Raw genomic sequence first — 16,833 nt, forward strand, 5'->3', positions numbered from 1 at the left:
CTCTTCCTGAGCAATGATTTAGAACAGTTTGTAAACGATATTCAGGATGGTCAGCAGGCCGACAACCGTGACGAAGATGTTCTCGGTTCTGCCTTTGTATTTCGCCAGCGCCGGTGCCTTACGGATGGCATACATCGGCAACAGGCACAGCAGAGAAGCGATTATTGGTGCGCCCATAGCTTCGATAAGGTCGAGAATGTTCGGGTTGGCATATGCCACAACCCAGGTCGAACCCATGATGAAAATCATGCTGATGGTGTTCAGTTTGCGAAGGGAGACTTTCTTCTTATCACCCTTGTAACCAAACTTGAGGATCAAGCCGTTCAACCCTTCCAGGGTGCCCAGGTAGTGGCCGAAGAAAGATTTGAAGATAGCGACCAGCGCGATAATGGATGCACCATATTCCAGAATCGTAGCGAACGTAGATTTGGTACCCGACATCGATGCGAAGTGGTTCGCCAGGTAAGAAAGTACCGGAATGTTCTGCGCTTTGGCGTCCGCCATGTTCTGCGGAGAGAGCGTAAACAGGCAGCTAAAGGCGAAGAACATCACCACCGCCACCATCAGCATACTGGCGCGACCAATGATTTTGGAACATTTCTGCTCGGTGAACTCTTTACCAAACTCCGGCTCGTACTCTTCACGTTTAGAGACCACAAATGAGGAGACGATAGGTGAGAAGTTAAAGGAGAAGACCATGATGGAAATCCCCAGCCAGACCGTCACCAGAATGCCGTCATGGCCGGTGAAGGTGATATCGCTCAGGTTGACCTGGTCGATAACTGCGGAGTTCCAGTAAGGGATCAGCGACAGGGAAATCAGCACCAGACTGGCGATAAACGGGAACACCAGGAAGCTCATCACCTTCACCATCAGGTCTTTACCGAACCAGATGACAAAGGCCATCAGCAGCAGCAGGAACAGTGCCACAAAGCCACGGTTCAGCGCTGGCATCTGGAGCTGGTTTTCCCAGAAGGTCATGAAGGTGTTGGTAATGGTGACACCGTAAATCCACAGCAGTGGGCAAATCGCAAAGAAGTAGAGGAAGGTGATCACCACCCCACCGGTCTTACCAAAGTGCTCCTCCACCGTTTCGGTGATATTTCCGGAGACGTTGCTCCCGGACAGACACAGACGGGCCAGCGCACGGTGGCAGTAAAACGCAATTGGGAACGCGAGAAGCAGCATCAGCAGGATAGGGATCAAGCCGCCAAAGCCTGCACGAATAGGGAAGAACAGCACACCGGCACCGATTGCGGTACCAAACAGGCCGAGCGTCCAGGTGGTATCAGACTTACGCCAGGTCGACGTTTTTGTCTGGCCAACGATAATGCTTTCAGTGTTGCTCATAGGTCATCCTTATGCGTCAACGAAGCCGGTGATTTGGGAAACACGGGAGAGATCGATATTGCCGCCGGAAATAATGCTGACGGTTTTACGCCCCTGAATATAGTGGTCGAGCTTGCCGCTTAATAACGCGGCACAGGCCAGCGCACCAGCACCTTCCGTCACCACTTTATTTCGCTGAATGAGGGCAATCATGCTGTTGCGAATATCGTCTTCGCTGACCAGCACAATGTCATCGACCAATTCACGAACAATTTCGAAGGTTAAATTACCCGGGCGAGAAACATCGCAACCGTCTGCTAATGTTCCCGTCACACGGTGGGTCATGATTTCCCCGGCATAATACGATGCCGCCATGCCGTGAACGTTTTCAGACTGCACGCCGATAATATTGATGGTTGGGTTAATGGATTTAATGGCTGTCGCAATCCCGGCAATTAAACCGCCACCACCGATGGGCACAATCACGTTATCAACGTCGTACAAGTCTTCGAGAATTTCCAGACCGATAGTGCCCTGGCCTGCAATCACTTTAGGATCATCATAGGGTGGAATAAAAATGCGCCCTTCCATCTCAACGATTTCGCTCACTTTAGCGATGGTGTCATTGAAGTTCTCGCCGTGTAACACTACTTCTGCCGAGTAGTCACGGGTTGCCGCGACTTTGGATTTCGGCGCACCCATCGGCATCACTACTTTGCCGTCGATACCCAACATCGCGCAGGAGAGCGACACGCCCTGTGCGTGGTTCCCGGCCGAGCAGGCCACCACACCTTTGCGTTTTTCAGCATCGGTCAGCGAGCTTAATTTATTAAACGCACCGCGTATTTTAAAAGAGCCGGTACGCTGCATATTTTCAAATTTCAGGAATATCTCACCCTTACAACGCTCGCTGAGATAATTTGAACGCGGCATACCTGTTTTATATATTTTTCCCGCCAGTCGTTTTCTGGCATCCTGAATATCTTCAATTGTCACCGGGAGATCGTAGGTAATGTGCATAATATCCTCGTTATAATAATTCGTTTTCTTCAGGCAAAGTCAGGGTATCAGAGCATCGGTAAAATAAGCTCTGGGTGTTTTTTAAGAGATTTAACGTCAATCAGATAATTAATTAATCATCGTCGTCTTTCACTGTCGAGTGACGAATATTGTTTTGCCAGTTCAACTAATACTGACGCCGATTTTTTAATACGATAATTTTTCGACCACACCGCGGCATACCGTGCTACGGGTAATTCATCTTCAACTGGCAGGACAATAAACTGGTCAGAACCGAACGGTGCAATCATGTCGCGCGGAATGACCGTCAGGTAATCGGCATTCAGGACAAGGTTATAAATGGTGACGACGGAATCGGTCTGGACGATATTTTCAATGCTGATGTGGTTGTCTTGCAGGGTGGTCAGAAGTTCTTTGTAGTAGCCCATATCGGTTTGCGGCATCACCCACTGTTCATGCGTGAGCGATGCCAATGTAGTCGATCCGGTACACGTTCGTGATTTGCTTGCCACCAGTACAAACTCGGATTCAAACAGTGGCTCAACGTGGAGATCCTGCAGCAGCATTTCATCGCTCAGCGTGCCAATGGCGAAATCCAGTCGACCATCACGAATGGCGGGCAGGAAAGAAGAGAGCTGCGCTTCATACATGGAAACTCGTGCTTTTGGGAACACTTCCTTGAATTTTTTGATCATTTCTGACAGGAAAGTGAAGCCAATCAGCGACGGATAGCCAAAGGAGACATCCATGACGGTGCTGAAACTGAGGCTGTTAATTTCGCTCACCATGTTTTTCATTTCACGGGTGATCGACTCAGAGTATGACAGCAGAACCTGGCCTGCCGCGGTCAGTTTTACGCCGGTGTTTTTCCGCACCATGACTTCAACGCCGAAGTAGGATTCGATATCGCTGATAATTTTGCTGACCGCGGGTTGCGTCAACCCCAGTTGTCTTGCAGCAGAACCTATGGAGCCACTTTTAATGACTTCCTGAAATACAACAAGGTGCTGTGTTTTCGGTAGAATAATAGTGTTCATAATATTCTGCGTATATTTCCCTATGACGGGGTGGATTCTACTCAATATTGTTTCGGGGGGTATGTGCTGTTACTCACAATTTGCCTTTTCGCATCATTACCCACCGTCAAAAAACACAATAAAAAACATAAAAATCAACAACATAAACATTATCGAATACATTATTTGAATGACATTTATCAACAAAAATAGCAGTAATAAATTTATTTTATGGCGATAACCACGATGAATCTTTCACACTTTAAAATATCAATTAAGACTATCTTTCAGGCAATTAAAGGCTAATAAACAATCACCGCGCAATTAAAATAATCTTATGTTTTATCAAATAAATTGACAACGCGTTTACTGACCGGGTCTAAATAGTGGGATACATCACACATTCATTGGGAAAATGTTTTTGGATTCAATATATGTTTATCAAATAAGATAAAATCAGACATCATTAGAGCAACATTATTAACAAATAAAAAACACTGGAAAATAACCATTTTTCAGTGCGAAATTTTGTGATTACGATCACCAGTGGATGATGAATAAAATCCATCGCGGTAAAAATAGTGAAATGTGCTTAGTGTCGCAAAATTGAGAATTGATGTCGTTTGCAAACATTGCCGGGGGGCGCTTCGCTTACGCAACCTACAAAAAACCAAAAGCAAAAACCCCGCCGAAGCGGGGTTCTTTAAGAAGTGAAACTGACCGATAAGCCGGGTTCTGTCGTGGACAGTCATTCATCTAGGCCAGCAATCGCTCACTGGCTCAAGCAGCCTACCCGGGTTCAGTACGGGCCGTACCATGTGAACCCCTATTTGGCCTTGCTCCGGGTGGAGTTTACCGTGCCACGGACTGTTACCAGCCGCGCGGTGCGCTCTTACCGCACCCTTTCACCCTTACCTGATCCTGCTTGCGCAGGCCATCGGCGGTTTGCTCTCTGTTGCACTGGTCGTGGGTTTCCCCCCCAGGCGTTACCTGGCACCCTGCCCTATGGAGCCCGGACTTTCCTCCCCTCCGCCCGTCTCCCCCCGAAAGGGGACGACGACGAAGCGGCGACTGTCTGGTCAGCTTCGGCGCGAAGTATAGAGGGTTTAGCCGCCGCTGTCACCTTTGCGTGTATATCCCTGTCTTCACTATCGTCTGAGCGCCACTGATGGCAGGAAGACTTTCTTTACCAGATTCCTGGGGCGAGCCAAAAATCATCCCTTCACCAGCACCACCTCAACGCCACTTTTCCGCAATCCTTCCAGGCTCTCCGCCGGGATCCCTTCATCGACAATAATCATATCAATCCGTTGCGTATCAATAATCTTATGCAGACTGGAGCGGTTAAATTTGCTGGAATCGGTCACGACGATGATCCGCTCTGCTACCTCGCACATCTTGCGATTCAGCCGGGCTTCATCCTCATTGTGTGTGCTCACACCACGATCGAGATCGATGGCGTCGACACCCAGGAACAGCAGGTCAAAGTGGTAATTCTGTAATGACTGCTCGGCCTGATCGCCATAGAAAGATTGCGACTGGCGGCGCAAATGCCCGCCGGTCATCAGCAACTCAACCCCTTCCGCTTCCAGCAAGGCGTTCGCCACGTTCATCCCGTTGGTCATGGCAATCACATCCGTATGCTGACGAAGCATACGGGCGATTTCAAACGTCGTGGTGCCGGAGTCCAGAATGATGCGATGCCCAGGCTTCACCAGCCCGGCAGCCACCTGCGCGATGCTGCGCTTTACCGCCGTATTCAGCGAGCTTTTGTCTTCCACGGAAGGCTCCGCACCTGGCACATTGCCTTCACAAATCAGCGCGCCACCATAAGCGCGTACGGCAATGCCTTGTTTCTCAAGAAACGCCAGGTCATTGCGGATCGTCACCGTCGACACGCCGTATAAATGCGAAAGATCGTTAACCTGTACACTTCCCTGCGCCCGCAACCGCTGAATGATTTGTTCTCGCCTTTCACTGGTGCCGACGATGCGCTTTTCTGCGGAAGAATCGGTGCTGCTCATAGGAGTTCCTTAATCAATAAACTTTCGTTTCATTTCGTTTTACTTATTAAGGCCTTTCTTTTACGGGAATGCAAGCCCTGTCAGGCCATCATAAGCCGCTTCTCCCGGCGCTGAAACCTTTCATTATGTTTCTTTTGTGAAACAGATCGGAAAACTATTATCTTTCGTTTTATTTTTACAACACCATAATGCAGTATCAAATGAAACAAAACGAAAGATGAATACCATCACCATCCGAAATGGAGAGGAAAGTGAAACATCTGACAGAAATGGTGGAACAACATAAACGGGGGAATTCAAACGGGATTTATGCCGTCTGTTCCGCACATCCGTTGGTACTTGAAGCTGCAATTCGTTACGCCCATTCGCATCATACGCCGCTGTTGATTGAAGCCACCTCTAACCAGGTGGATCAGTTCGGGGGTTATACCGGCATGACACCCGCCGATTTCCATGGGTTTGTCTGCCAGCTGGCGGAGTCACTCGGTTTCCCGACATCACAGCTGATCTTCGGCGGGGATCATCTTGGCCCAAACCGCTGGCAAAACCTGCCTGCGCTTCAGGCGATGGCAAATGCCGACGATCTGATCAAAAGCTATGTCGCAGCCGGATTCAAAAAGATCCACCTCGACTGCAGCATGTCCTGTGAGGACGATCCGGTTCCCTTAACCGACGCTATCGTCGCCGAACGCGCAGCACGTCTGGCAAAAATTGCCGAAGCAACCTGCCGCGAACAGTTTGGTGTCTCTGACCTGGTCTATGTTATCGGCACTGAGGTTCCTGTGCCGGGCGGCGCACATGAGACGCTGACCGAACTCGACGTCACCACACCTGAAGCTGCGCGTGCCACACTTGAGGCGCACCGCCACGCGTTTGAAAAGGAAGGCTTAAACGACATCTGGCCGCGCATTATTGGCCTGGTGGTTCAGCCCGGCGTAGAGTTCGACCACGCACACATCTGCGACTATCAGCCACACAAAGCCGTCGCGCTGAGTGACATGGTTGAAGCATACGACACGCTGGTGTTTGAAGCGCACTCCACCGATTACCAGACGCCGCAGGCGTTGCGCCAACTGGTGAAAGATCACTTTGCGATCCTGAAAGTTGGCCCGGCGCTCACCTTCGCCCTGCGCGAAGCACTGTTCTCTCTGGCTGCTATTGAAGAGGAACTGTTGCCGGCTAAAGCCAGCTCTGGCCTGCGTCACGTGCTGGAAAACGTGATGCTCGATCGCCCGGAATACTGGCAGAGCCACTATCACGGTGACGGTAATGCGCGACGCCTGGCGCGTGGCTATAGCTACTCTGACCGCGTGCGTTATTACTGGCCAGACAACCAGATTGACAATGCCTTCGAGCGACTGGTGCGCAACCTGGCAGATGACCCTGTTCCGCTGCCGCTGATCAGCCAGTACCTCCCGCTGCAATACAGCAAAGTTCGCGAGGGTGCTCTCAAGTCAACACCGCGGGAACTCATCATCGACCACATTCAGGACATACTCCAGCAGTACCACACCGCCTGCGAAGGCGTAACGACTCAACACGTATAATTAAAAAAGAGGAAAACGCTATGCCAAACATTGTCTTATGCCGCATTGATGAACGTTTAATTCACGGTCAGGTAGGTGTGCAGTGGGTTGGATTCGCCGGGGCGAACCTGGTTCTGGTGGCGAATGACGAGGTTGCAGAAGATCCGGTTCAACAAAACCTGATGGAAATGGTGCTCGCGGAAGGGATCGCCGTGCGCTTCTGGTCGTTACAAAAAGTGATCGACAACATTCACCGCGCTGCCGATCGCCAGAAAATTCTGCTGGTCTGTAAATCGCCCACAGATTTTTTGACGCTGGTTGAGGGCGGTGTGCCCATCACCCGTATCAACGTAGGAAATATGCATTATGCCAACGGCAAACAACAAATTGCCAAAACGGTCTCTGTAGACGCGAACGATATCACTGCGTTCAACGGCCTGAAAACCGCCGGGGTGGAATGCTTCGTTCAGGGCGTTCCGACAGAGGCTGCTTTGGATCTCTTTAAACTGCTCTGAGGGATTCACAATGGAAATTAGTCTGTTGCAGGCCTTTGCGCTGGGCATTCTCGCCTTTATCGCCGGCCTGGATATGTTTAACGGCTTAACACATATGCACCGCCCGGTGGTACTTGGGCCACTGGTCGGCCTGATCCTGGGCGATCTGCACACCGGTATTCTGACTGGCGGTACGTTAGAACTGGTCTGGATGGGACTGGCTCCTCTGGCTGGCGCGCAACCACCAAACGTAATTATCGGTACCATCGTGGGTACCGCGTTTGCCATCAGCACAGGAGTGAAGCCAGATGTTGCCGTTGGCGTCGCCGTTCCGTTTGCTGTTGCCGTTCAGATGGGGATCACTTTCCTGTTCTCGGTGATGTCCGGCGTAATGTCCCGCTGCGATCGTATGGCGGCCAATGCCGACACTCGCGGTATTGAACGGGTCAACTATCTGGCACTGCTGGCGCTCGGCGTCTTCTATTTCCTGTGCGCTTTCCTGCCGATCTACTTTGGTGCTGAACACGCGAAAACCGCCATTGATGTTCTGCCGGAACGTCTGATTGACGGCCTCGGCGTCGCGGGCGGCATCATGCCAGCTATCGGCTTTGCTGTGTTGCTGAAGATCATGATGAAAAACGTCTACATCCCGTACTTCATTATCGGTTTTGTGGCTGCAGCCTGGCTCAAACTTCCGGTGCTGGCCATTGCGGCTGCTGCCCTGGCGATGGCCCTGATCGACCTGCTGCGTAAATCTCCTGAACCGACGGCTCCTTCAGCCCAGAAAGAGGAATTCGAAGATGGCATCTAATCAAACCACTCTGCCGGGTATTTCTGAAAGCGAAGAGACCCTGCTCACCGGCGTCAATGAAAACGTCTACGAAGACCAAACCATCGGTGCCGAGCTGACGAAAAAAGATATTAACCGCGTCGCCTGGCGCTCTATGCTGCTGCAGGCATCGTTCAACTACGAACGTATGCAGGCGTCCGGCTGGTTGTATGGTCTGTTGCCTGCGCTGAAAAAGATCCACACCAACAAGCGGGATCTGGCACGCGCCATGAAAGGTCACATGGGCTTCTTCAACACCCACCCATTCCTCGTGACCTTTGTTATCGGCATCATTCTGGCAATGGAGCGCTCTAAGCAGGATGTGAACAGCATTCAGAGCACCAAAATTGCCGTAGGCGCACCGCTCGGTGGTATCGGTGACGCGATGTTCTGGCTGACCTTACTTCCCATTTGCGGTGGTATTGGTGCCAGTCTGGCATTGCAAGGCTCCATTCTTGGCGCGGTGGTCTTTATCGTGCTGTTTAACGTGGTGCATCTCGGCCTGCGTTTTGGCCTGGCGCACTACGCTTACAGAATGGGCGTAGCAGCGATTCCGCTGATCAAAGCCAACACCAAAAAGGTCGGTCATGCGGCCTCCATCGTCGGGATGACGGTAATTGGCGCACTGGTGGCAACTTATGTACGCCTGAACACTACGCTCGAAATCAAGGCGGGTGATGCGGTCGTTAAACTGCAAACCGACGTCATCGACAAGCTCATGCCCGCCTTCCTGCCGCTGGTCTATACCCTGACCATGTTCTGGCTGGTACGCCGTGGCTGGAGCCCGCTGCGCCTGATTGGCATTACCGTGGTACTGGGCGTTGTGGGTAAGTTCTGTCACTTCCTGTAAAAGCAAAGAGGTTGCGATGTTAGGCATTATTTTGACGGGTCACGGCGGTTTTGCCAGTGGGCTTGAGCAGGCGATGAAGCAAATCCTCGGCGAACAACCGCAGTTTATCGCCATCGATTTTCCGGAAACGTCCACCACCGCGCGGTTGACCGCCCAGCTCGAACAGGCGATGAGCGAGCTGGACGAGCAGCACGATATTGTGTTTCTCACCGATCTGCTGGGCGGCACACCGTTCCGCGTGGCTTCAACGCTCGCGATGCAAAAACCGGGCAGTGAAGTGATAACCGGTACTAACCTGCAGTTATTGCTGGAGATGGTACTGGATCGCGATGGGTTAAGCAGCGAAGCGTTTCGACTGCAGGCGCTGGAGTGCGGGCATCGTGGCCTGACGAGCCTGGTGGATGAACTGGGACGCTGTCACGAGGAAGCACCGGCTGAGGAAGGGATATGAGCCAGCTGCTGCGCGCGCGCCGTGTTCTCACAAAACAGGGCTGGTTGAACGACCACCAGCTCTGCATGGCGCACGGGGTGATCACGGCAATTGACCCCATCCCAGCGGGCGTTACCGCTCGTGATGCCGAACTGCTTTGCCCGGCATATATTGATACCCACGTGCATGGCGGTGCGGGCGTGGATGTCATGGATGATGCACCAGATGTGCTGGATACGTTAGCCCTGCATAAAGCGCGTGAAGGGGTGGGTGCATTTTTGCCCACCACCGTCACCGCGCCGCTTGAGGCTATCCACGGGGCACTCAGGCGAATCGCCCGGCGCTGTCAAAACGGTGGCCCCGGGGCACAAATTCTGGGTAGTTATCTGGAAGGTCCGTACTTTACGCCGCAGAACAAAGGGGCGCATCCGCCGGAACTGTTCCGGGAGCTGGATATCGCTGAGCTGGACGCGCTCATTGCTGTCTCACAAAACACCCTGAGCGTGGTGGCGCTTGCTCCAGAAAAACCCGGCGCATTAGAGGCAATTCGTCACCTGAAACAACGGGGTGTACGCGTTATGCTGGGCCACAGTGCCGCCACCTACGATCAAACCCTCTCTGCGTTTGATGCGGGCGCAGATGGACTGGTGCACTGTTATAACGGCATGACGGGGTTGCATCACAGGGAACCAGGCATGGTGGGCGCAGGGCTGACTGACCCGCGGGCATGGCTGGAGCTGATTGCTGACGGGCATCACGTCCACCCGGGTGCCATGCGGCTGTGCAGCTGCTGCGCGAAGGATCGTATGGTACTGATTACCGATGCTATGCAGGCTGCAGGAATGCCGGACGGGCGCTATACGCTGTGTGGTGAAGAGGTCACCATGCAAAGCGGTGTTGTCCGTACCGCCTCCGGTGGCCTGGCGGGCAGCACGCTGTCGCTGGATGCCGCAGTGCGTAACATGGTGGAGCATGCACGGGTAACGGCAGAGGACGCTATTCATATGGCTTCGCTGCACCCTGCCCGCCTGCTGGGTATTGATAACCAGCTCGGATCGTTAGCGCCGGGCAAACGCGCAAATATTATCTCGCTGGACGCTGGGTTACACCTCCAGCAGATCTGGATCCAGGGCCAGGCTCTCCCCCTATAGCCCTTTCATTGTATGTCCTGTTGGCCTTACGACGTGCGATCGTAAGGCCTTTTTTTTCCTTTCCTTAAATCTTTCCTTTTCTTTGTCGATCACACTTTTCGTTTTATTTCTTTTCTTTCATTGAAGTTTCGATTTCTTTTCTATAGATTTTATTTAACTGCTTAAGTGAACAAGTGAAACGAAACGAAAGATAGCGACACGTTTGCCAGCGTCTGATGTGGAATTCACATGACTAAGGACTGAGTTATGCCAGAAACAAACACCCCCGCTACAACCGGCACATGGACCGAAGAAGAGATCCGCCAACAACCCACTTGCTGGATCCGCTCGCTCAATAACATTGATAGCCTGCGTTCCTCGATCGACAATTTCCTGATGCCGTTGCTGCGCAAGCACGATCTTAAGATCGTGCTGACTGGCGCGGGCACATCCGCGTTTATCGGTGACATCATTGCTCCCTGGCTCGCCAGCCACACCGGGAAAAGCATCACTGCCGTACCGACAACCGACCTGGTCACTAATCCAATGGATTATCTCAGCGCCGCGCATCCTCTGTTGTTGGTCTCTTTTGCTCGCTCCGGCAATAGTCCGGAAAGCGTGGCCGCCGTTGAACTGACGAATCAGTTTGTGCCGGAGTGCTACCACCTGTCGATAACCTGCAATGAGGCGGGAAGTTTGTACCAGAACACGGTCGACAGCGATAACGCTTTTGCCCTGCTGATGCCTGCCGAAACCCACGATCGCGGGTTCGCCATGACCAGCAGCATTACCACCATGATGGCGAGCTGCCTGGCGGTATTCGCGCCAGAAACAATCAACAGCCAAACCTTCCGCGACGTCGCCGATCGCTGTCAGGCGATCCTGTCCTCGCTCGGTGATTTCAGCCACGGCGTCTTTGGCAACGACTCCTGGAAACGGATCGTTTATCTGGGAAGTGGTGGTCTGCAGGGTGCAGCGCGTGAATCGGCGCTGAAAGTGCTGGAACTGACCGCAGGCAAACTGGCGGCCTTTTATGACTCGCCTACCGGTTTCCGTCACGGGCCTAAATCACTTGTAGATAACGAAACGCTGGTGGTGGTGTTTGTCTCCAGCCATCCGTATACGCGTCAGTACGATCTCGATCTACTGGCGGAACTGCGCCGCGACCGCCAGGCCATGCGCGTGGTGGCTATCGCCGCTGAAAATGATCCGGTCATTGAAGCTGGCCCGCATATCCTGTTGCCACCTTCCCGCCCGTTTATCGATATGGAGCAGGCGTTCTGCTTCCTGATGTACGCCCAGGTCTTTGCGCTCACGCAGTCGCTTAACGTAGGCAATACGCCAGATACACCATCGGCGAGCGGCACGGTTAACCGTGTTGTGCAGGGCGTGGTTATTCATCCGTGGCAGCTTTAAGAGGATCGCATCATGAGCATTATCTCAACGAAATACCTTCTGCAGGACGCTCAGGCAAAAGGCTATGCCGTTCCGGCATTCAACATCCATAACGCTGAGACGATCCAGGCGATCCTCGAAGTGTGCAGTGAAATGCGATCGCCGGTGATCCTCGCGGGCACGCCGGGCACCTTTAAGCACATTGCGCTGGAAGAGATTTACGCCCTGTGCAGCGCTTACTCCCTCACTTACGACATGCCGCTGGCGCTGCATCTCGATCACCATGAATCGCTGGATGATATTCGTCGCAAAGTCCACGCCGGTGTGCGCAGCGCAATGATTGACGGCAGCCATTATCCGTTTGAGCAAAACGTGAAGCTGGTGAAATCGGTGGTCGATTTCTGCCACCTCAACGACTGTAGCGTCGAGGCCGAACTGGGCCGTCTGGGGGGTGTGGAAGATGACATGAGCGTCGATGCGGAAAGCGCCTTTCTGACCGACCCGCAGGAAGCGAAACGCTTCGTTGAACTGACCGGCGTCGACAGCCTTGCCGTTGCTATTGGTACCGCGCACGGTCTCTATACCAAACGTCCGAAAATAGACTTCCAGCGGCTGGCCGAGATCCGTGAAGTGGTGAGTGTACCGCTGGTACTGCACGGTGCAAGCGATGTGCCGGATGACTACGTTCGCCGCACTATCGAACTGGGCGTTTGCAAAGTCAACGTGGCAACCGAGCTGAAGATTGCCTTCTCAGACGCGGTTAAAGCCTGGTTTGCCGACAATCCACAGGGCAACGATCCGCGCTTCTACATGCGGGTCGGCATGGATGCCATGAAAGAGGTGGTCAGAAGCAAGATTATGGTTTGTGGCTCGGCAGATAAATTAACGCTGAACCCTGCGACGGTATAAATGTGTAAACACCAGACAATGCCTTAAGGAGCAGAAATATGAGCACGCCAAACATTTTGTTAACCCGCATCGACAACCGCCTTGTGCATGGCCAGGTCGGTGTGACCTGGACATCCACTATTGGCGCGAATTTGTTGATAGTCGTTGATGACGAGGTGGCAAAAGACGATATCCAGCAAAAGTTAATGGGAATAACGGCGGAGACTTATGGGTTTGGCATCCGGTTTTTCTCTGTTGAAAAAACCACAGCCATTATCGCGAAAGCCGCACCGCATCAGAAAATTTTCCTGATATGCCGGACACCTGAAACCGTGAAGAAATTGATTGAAGGCGGCGTGCCGCTGAAAGACGTCAACGTAGGAAATATGCATTTCTCTGAGGGTAAGAAACAGATCAGCAGCAAGGTTTATGTCGACGATAACGATCTGAGCAATCTTCGTTTCATTAAACGAAGTGGCGTAAACCTCTTTATTCAGGACGTGCCTGGTGATGCAAAAGAAGGCATTCCTGACTAATTTCGCTGTCTCGACATTCTAAAAAGCGGGTCACGATTACGAGGCAATAAAATGCATGAAATAACATTAGTTCAGGGTTTATCTCTGGCAGCATTAGTCTTCATTTTGGGAATCGATTTTTGGCTGGAAGCACTTTTTCTTTTTCGTCCTATCATCGTCTGTACGCTTACGGGAGCGATACTGGGCGATATCCATATTGGCTTGATCACCGGCGGGCTGACCGAATTGGCGTTTGCCGGGCTAACACCGGCCGGTGGCGTGCAGCCCCCTAACCCCATTATGGCGGGGGTGATGACCACCGTTATCGCCTGGTCAACCGGGGTTGATGCGAAAACGGCCATCGGGCTTGGCCTGCCGTTTAGCCTGCTGATGCAGTACGTCATCCTGTTCTTCTACTCGGCATTTTCTCTGTTTATGTCCAAAGCGGACAACTGTGCGGAAGAGGCTAACACTGCGGCATTTGCGCGTCTCAACTGGACAACAATGCTTATCGTCGCCAGCACTTACGCCATTATCGCTTTTCTTTGTACCTACCTGGCACAGGGTGCAATGCAGGCGCTGGTAAAAGCGATGCCCGGCTGGCTCACGCATGGCTTCGAAGTCGCGGGGGGTATTTTGCCTGCCGTGGGCTTTGGCTTACTGCTTCGCGTGATGTTTAAGGCACAGTACATCCCTTATCTGATCGCTGGCTTTCTGTTTGTCTGTTACATCCAGGTCAGCAACTTGCTGCCTGTCGCCGTATTGGGTGCCGGGTTCGCGGTGTATGAATTCTTTAACGCCAAAGCCAGAAACGCCGCCCAGCCTCCCGCTTCGAGCGTAAAAAACGATGAAGAGGACTACAGCAATGGGATCTGAAATCAGTAAAAAAGACATCACTCGCCTGGGATTCCGCTCCTCTTTGCTCCAGGCCAGCTTTAACTACGAACGTATGCAGGCAGGCGGGTTTACCTGGGCCATGCTGCCAGTGCTTAAGAAGATCTATAAAGACGATAAAGACGGCCTGAGTGCCGCGATGAAAGATCATCTGGAATTTATCAACACACACCCAAACCTGGTCGGCTTCCTGATGGGCTTGCTGATATCAATGGAAGAGAAAGGCGAAAACCGCAGCACGATCAAAGGGCTGAAAGTGGCTCTCTTCGGGCCCATTGCCGGGATTGGGGATGCAATTTTTTGGTTTACGCTGCTGCCGATTATGGCCGGGATCTGCTCGTCCTTCGCCAGCCAGGGAAATTTACTGGGACCCATCCTCTTCTTCGCTGTTTATCTCGCGATTTTCTTCCTGCGCGTCGGCTGGACACACGTAGGGTATTCCGTAGGGATCAAGGCGATCGATAAGGTGCGGGAAAATTCGCAGATGATTGCCCGCTCGGCAACCATACTGGGGATTACGGTGATTGGTGGGCTAATCGCCTCGTACGTCCATATCAATGTAGTGACGACGTTCGCCATCGACAGTACCCATAATGTTGCACTCCAGCAGGATTTCTTCGACAAAGTGTTCCCCAATATTTTGCCAATGGGGTACACACTGCTGATGTATTACCTGCTGCGCGTGAAGAAAGCGCATCCTGTGCTGTTGATTGCAATTACCTTTATGCTGGCCATTGTCGGCTCTGCCTTCGGAGTTCTTTAAATGAGTACGATCGCTTTTCAGGACTATCCTGACTACGAAAGCCTGAGCGAAGCGGCCAGCAAGCATTTGCTGACCCTGGTTCAGTGCAAGCCCGATGCGGTGATTTGCGTGGCAACGGGAGCAACCCCTCTGCTGACCTACCAACGTTTCGTCGACAAAGTAAAAGCATACGGGATCGATATCAGCGGAGTGACCTTTGTGAAGCTGGATGAGTGGGTAGGACTGGCACCTGATAATCCTGCAACCTGCGAGGTCTTCCTGCAGCAACATCTACTTAAGCCACTCGGCGTTGCTCCTGAGCGCTACATTGCATTTGCCTCTGACAAAGCGGATCAACATGAGTGTAACCGTGTAACCAGAGACATCGCGGCGCGCGGTGGTCTGGATCTCTGCGTGTTAGGCATTGGCAAAAACGGGCATCTGGGGCTAAACGAACCGGATGACTGGCTGGAGCCAGGTTGCCATATTACCTCTCTCGACGAACGTACGCGGATGCATGAGATGCTCAGAGCGGCAGGCACATCGGTAGAACAAGGCATCACGCTAGGCTTGCAGGATATGCTGGCAGCAAAGGACGTTTTGTTGCTAGTGGCCGGAGAAGGTAAACAACAAGCGTTTTCGGCAATGAAAGAAGGGAAAGTGTCAACGAAAGTACCGGCGTCCTTCCTTTGGCTACACCCGAAAACGTCTTGTCTTTATTGCACGATGTAAGATGCAGAGAGTATCAGGCAGGTCAGCATGATCTGCCTGCCTTTTCTTTTCCGACTGTTTTTGATTTGCCGGATAAGGCGCAACCGCCACCCGGCAAAACAAACGCGCCAGGTTTTACTCCCCCTGCTGCTCCAGCGCATACTTATACAGCGCATTCTTCTTCACGCCGTGGATCTCCGCCGCCAGCGCCGCAGCTTTCTTCAGCGGCAGTTCCGCCTGCAGCAACGTCAGGGTACGCAGCGCATCAGCAGGGAGCGCATCTTCTTCCGCTTTATGCCCCTCAACAATCAGCACCATTTCGCCTTTGCGGCGGTTTTCATCTTCCTTCACCCATGCCAGCAGTTCACCCACTGGCGCGCCGTGGATGGTTTCCCAGGTTTTCGTCAGCTCACGAGCCAGCACCACATAGCGGGCCTCACCCCAGACGGTAACCATATCTTCCAGGCTTTCCAGCAGGCGGTGAGTGGATTCGTAGAAAATCAGCGTACGCGGTTCCGCTTCCAGATCTTTTAATACATCACGACGGCCTTTAGATTTGGCAGGCAGGAAGCCTTCATAGCAGAAGCGATCGGACGGCAGACCCGCCGCGCTTAATGCCGCAATGGCAGCACACGGCCCCGGCAGAGGCACCACGCGGATCCCCGCTTCGCGGCAGGTACGCACCAGATGGTAGCCAGGGTCGTTAATCAACGGCGTCCCCGCGTCGGATACCAGCGCAATGTTCTGCCCTTCTTTCAGCTTCGCCACCAGCGTTTCCGCTTTTTGTTGCTCATTGTGATCGTGCAGGGCAAACAAACGGGCGTTGATCGCGAAGTGTTGCAGCAGTAAACCGGTATGACGGGTATCTTCAGCTGCAATCAAATCAACAGCTTGCAACACAGTGAGCGCACGTTGGGTAATATCAGACAAATTCCCGATAGGAGTAGGTACAATATAAAGCTGGCCTTGAGAATTATCTGCCGTTTCGTGTTGTTTCATTGTTTAGTCCGTATTACCGATTTAATATTGAGCATTGCGTA

Annotated in this window: 17 protein-coding genes and 1 other RNA gene; 12 read left to right on the top strand and 6 right to left on the bottom strand. The window is 52.5% G+C overall.

Features of this window, described 5'->3' with window-relative positions; translation table 11 throughout:
* Positions 1–18: 18 nt before the first annotated feature.
* The 5 genes from tdcC to ACJ9N4_RS16335 all read right to left on the bottom strand — a co-directional run bounded on the left by tdcC (position 19) and on the right by ACJ9N4_RS16335 (position 5,389).
* Positions 19–1,350 carry a threonine/serine transporter TdcC gene (gene tdcC / locus ACJ9N4_RS16315; RefSeq protein WP_182272731.1) on the bottom strand — a complete coding sequence of 444 codons (1,332 nt, stop codon included), beginning with the start codon at positions 1,348–1,350 and terminating at the stop codon, positions 19–21.
* A gap of 9 nt (positions 1,351–1,359) precedes the next feature.
* Positions 1,360–2,349: a bifunctional threonine ammonia-lyase/L-serine ammonia-lyase TdcB gene (gene tdcB, locus ACJ9N4_RS16320; RefSeq protein ID WP_182272732.1), complete on the bottom strand. Its 990-nt coding sequence runs from the start codon at positions 2,347–2,349 to the stop codon at positions 1,360–1,362.
* A gap of 116 nt (positions 2,350–2,465) precedes the next feature.
* A complete protein-coding gene (gene tdcA, locus ACJ9N4_RS16325) occupies positions 2,466–3,386 on the bottom strand; it encodes a transcriptional regulator TdcA (RefSeq protein ID WP_182918991.1) in 921 nt (306 codons plus the stop codon).
* 687 nt (positions 3,387–4,073) lie between these two features.
* Positions 4,074–4,452, bottom strand: an RNA gene (gene rnpB / locus ACJ9N4_RS16330) — RNase P RNA component class A.
* A gap of 127 nt (positions 4,453–4,579) precedes the next feature.
* Complete coding sequence (locus tag ACJ9N4_RS16335) at positions 4,580–5,389, bottom strand: DeoR family transcriptional regulator (protein WP_182272735.1); 810 nt, start codon at positions 5,387–5,389, stop codon at positions 4,580–4,582.
* 239 nt (positions 5,390–5,628) lie between these two features.
* Between ACJ9N4_RS16335 and kbaZ the strand changes: the two genes are divergently transcribed.
* The 12 genes from kbaZ (at position 5,629) to ACJ9N4_RS16395 (ending at position 15,814) form a co-directional block, all read left to right on the top strand.
* Positions 5,629–6,936, top strand: a complete 1,308-nt coding sequence (gene kbaZ, locus ACJ9N4_RS16340; protein ID WP_182918992.1) for a tagatose-bisphosphate aldolase subunit KbaZ — start codon at positions 5,629–5,631, stop codon at positions 6,934–6,936.
* A gap of 20 nt (positions 6,937–6,956) precedes the next feature.
* Positions 6,957–7,430, top strand: a complete 474-nt coding sequence (gene agaV, locus ACJ9N4_RS16345; protein ID WP_182272737.1) for a PTS N-acetylgalactosamine transporter subunit IIB — start codon at positions 6,957–6,959, stop codon at positions 7,428–7,430.
* Between the two features lie 10 nt (positions 7,431–7,440).
* Positions 7,441–8,220: a PTS N-acetylgalactosamine transporter subunit IIC gene (gene agaW, locus ACJ9N4_RS16350; RefSeq protein WP_182272738.1), complete on the top strand. Its 780-nt coding sequence runs from the start codon at positions 7,441–7,443 to the stop codon at positions 8,218–8,220.
* Positions 8,210–9,088 carry a PTS N-acetylgalactosamine transporter subunit IID gene (agaE, locus tag ACJ9N4_RS16355; RefSeq protein WP_182272739.1) on the top strand — a complete coding sequence of 293 codons (879 nt, stop codon included), beginning with the start codon at positions 8,210–8,212 and terminating at the stop codon, positions 9,086–9,088. Before agaW ends, agaE begins: the two co-directional genes overlap by 11 nt.
* Before the next feature lie 16 nt (positions 9,089–9,104).
* Positions 9,105–9,539, top strand: coding sequence for a PTS galactosamine/N-acetylgalactosamine transporter subunit IIA (gene agaF, locus ACJ9N4_RS16360; protein ID WP_182272740.1), 435 nt, complete (start codon positions 9,105–9,107; stop codon positions 9,537–9,539).
* On the top strand, positions 9,536–10,669 hold the full coding sequence (gene nagA / locus ACJ9N4_RS16365; RefSeq protein ID WP_411500648.1) for an N-acetylglucosamine-6-phosphate deacetylase: 1,134 nt from the start codon (positions 9,536–9,538) through the stop codon (positions 10,667–10,669). The genes agaF and nagA overlap by 4 nt, the downstream gene beginning before the upstream one ends.
* 246 nt (positions 10,670–10,915) lie before the next feature.
* Positions 10,916–12,064, top strand: coding sequence for an SIS domain-containing protein (locus tag ACJ9N4_RS16370; RefSeq protein WP_411500649.1), 1,149 nt, complete (start codon positions 10,916–10,918; stop codon positions 12,062–12,064).
* A gap of 12 nt (positions 12,065–12,076) precedes the next feature.
* Positions 12,077–12,952 carry a tagatose-bisphosphate aldolase subunit KbaY gene (gene kbaY, locus ACJ9N4_RS16375; RefSeq protein ID WP_182918994.1) on the top strand — a complete coding sequence of 292 codons (876 nt, stop codon included), beginning with the start codon at positions 12,077–12,079 and terminating at the stop codon, positions 12,950–12,952.
* 38 nt (positions 12,953–12,990) lie between these two features.
* Entirely contained in the window at positions 12,991–13,467 is a 477-nt protein-coding gene (agaB, locus tag ACJ9N4_RS16380; protein WP_182272744.1) for a PTS galactosamine transporter subunit IIB, read from the top strand.
* 51 nt (positions 13,468–13,518) lie between these two features.
* Complete coding sequence (gene agaC, locus ACJ9N4_RS16385; RefSeq protein ID WP_182918995.1) at positions 13,519–14,322, top strand: PTS galactosamine transporter subunit IIC; 804 nt, start codon at positions 13,519–13,521, stop codon at positions 14,320–14,322.
* On the top strand, positions 14,312–15,103 hold the full coding sequence (agaD, locus tag ACJ9N4_RS16390; RefSeq protein WP_182272746.1) for a PTS galactosamine transporter subunit IID: 792 nt from the start codon (positions 14,312–14,314) through the stop codon (positions 15,101–15,103). The genes agaC and agaD overlap by 11 nt, the downstream gene beginning before the upstream one ends.
* Positions 15,104–15,814: a galactosamine-6-phosphate isomerase gene (locus ACJ9N4_RS16395; protein WP_411500650.1), complete on the top strand. Its 711-nt coding sequence runs from the start codon at positions 15,104–15,106 to the stop codon at positions 15,812–15,814.
* A gap of 114 nt (positions 15,815–15,928) precedes the next feature.
* On the opposite strand, the gene rsmI is transcribed toward ACJ9N4_RS16395, so the two are convergent.
* Positions 15,929–16,792 (bottom strand): 16S rRNA (cytidine(1402)-2'-O)-methyltransferase, encoded by an 864-nt coding sequence (gene rsmI / locus ACJ9N4_RS16400; RefSeq protein WP_182272748.1) that lies wholly within the window; start codon positions 16,790–16,792, stop codon positions 15,929–15,931.
* Positions 16,793–16,833: the final 41 nt, after the last annotated feature.

This window comes from Enterobacter sp. LM3 (assembly GCF_046622475.1).
Classification (GTDB): domain Bacteria; phylum Pseudomonadota; class Gammaproteobacteria; order Enterobacterales; family Enterobacteriaceae; genus Enterobacter; species Enterobacter cloacae_P.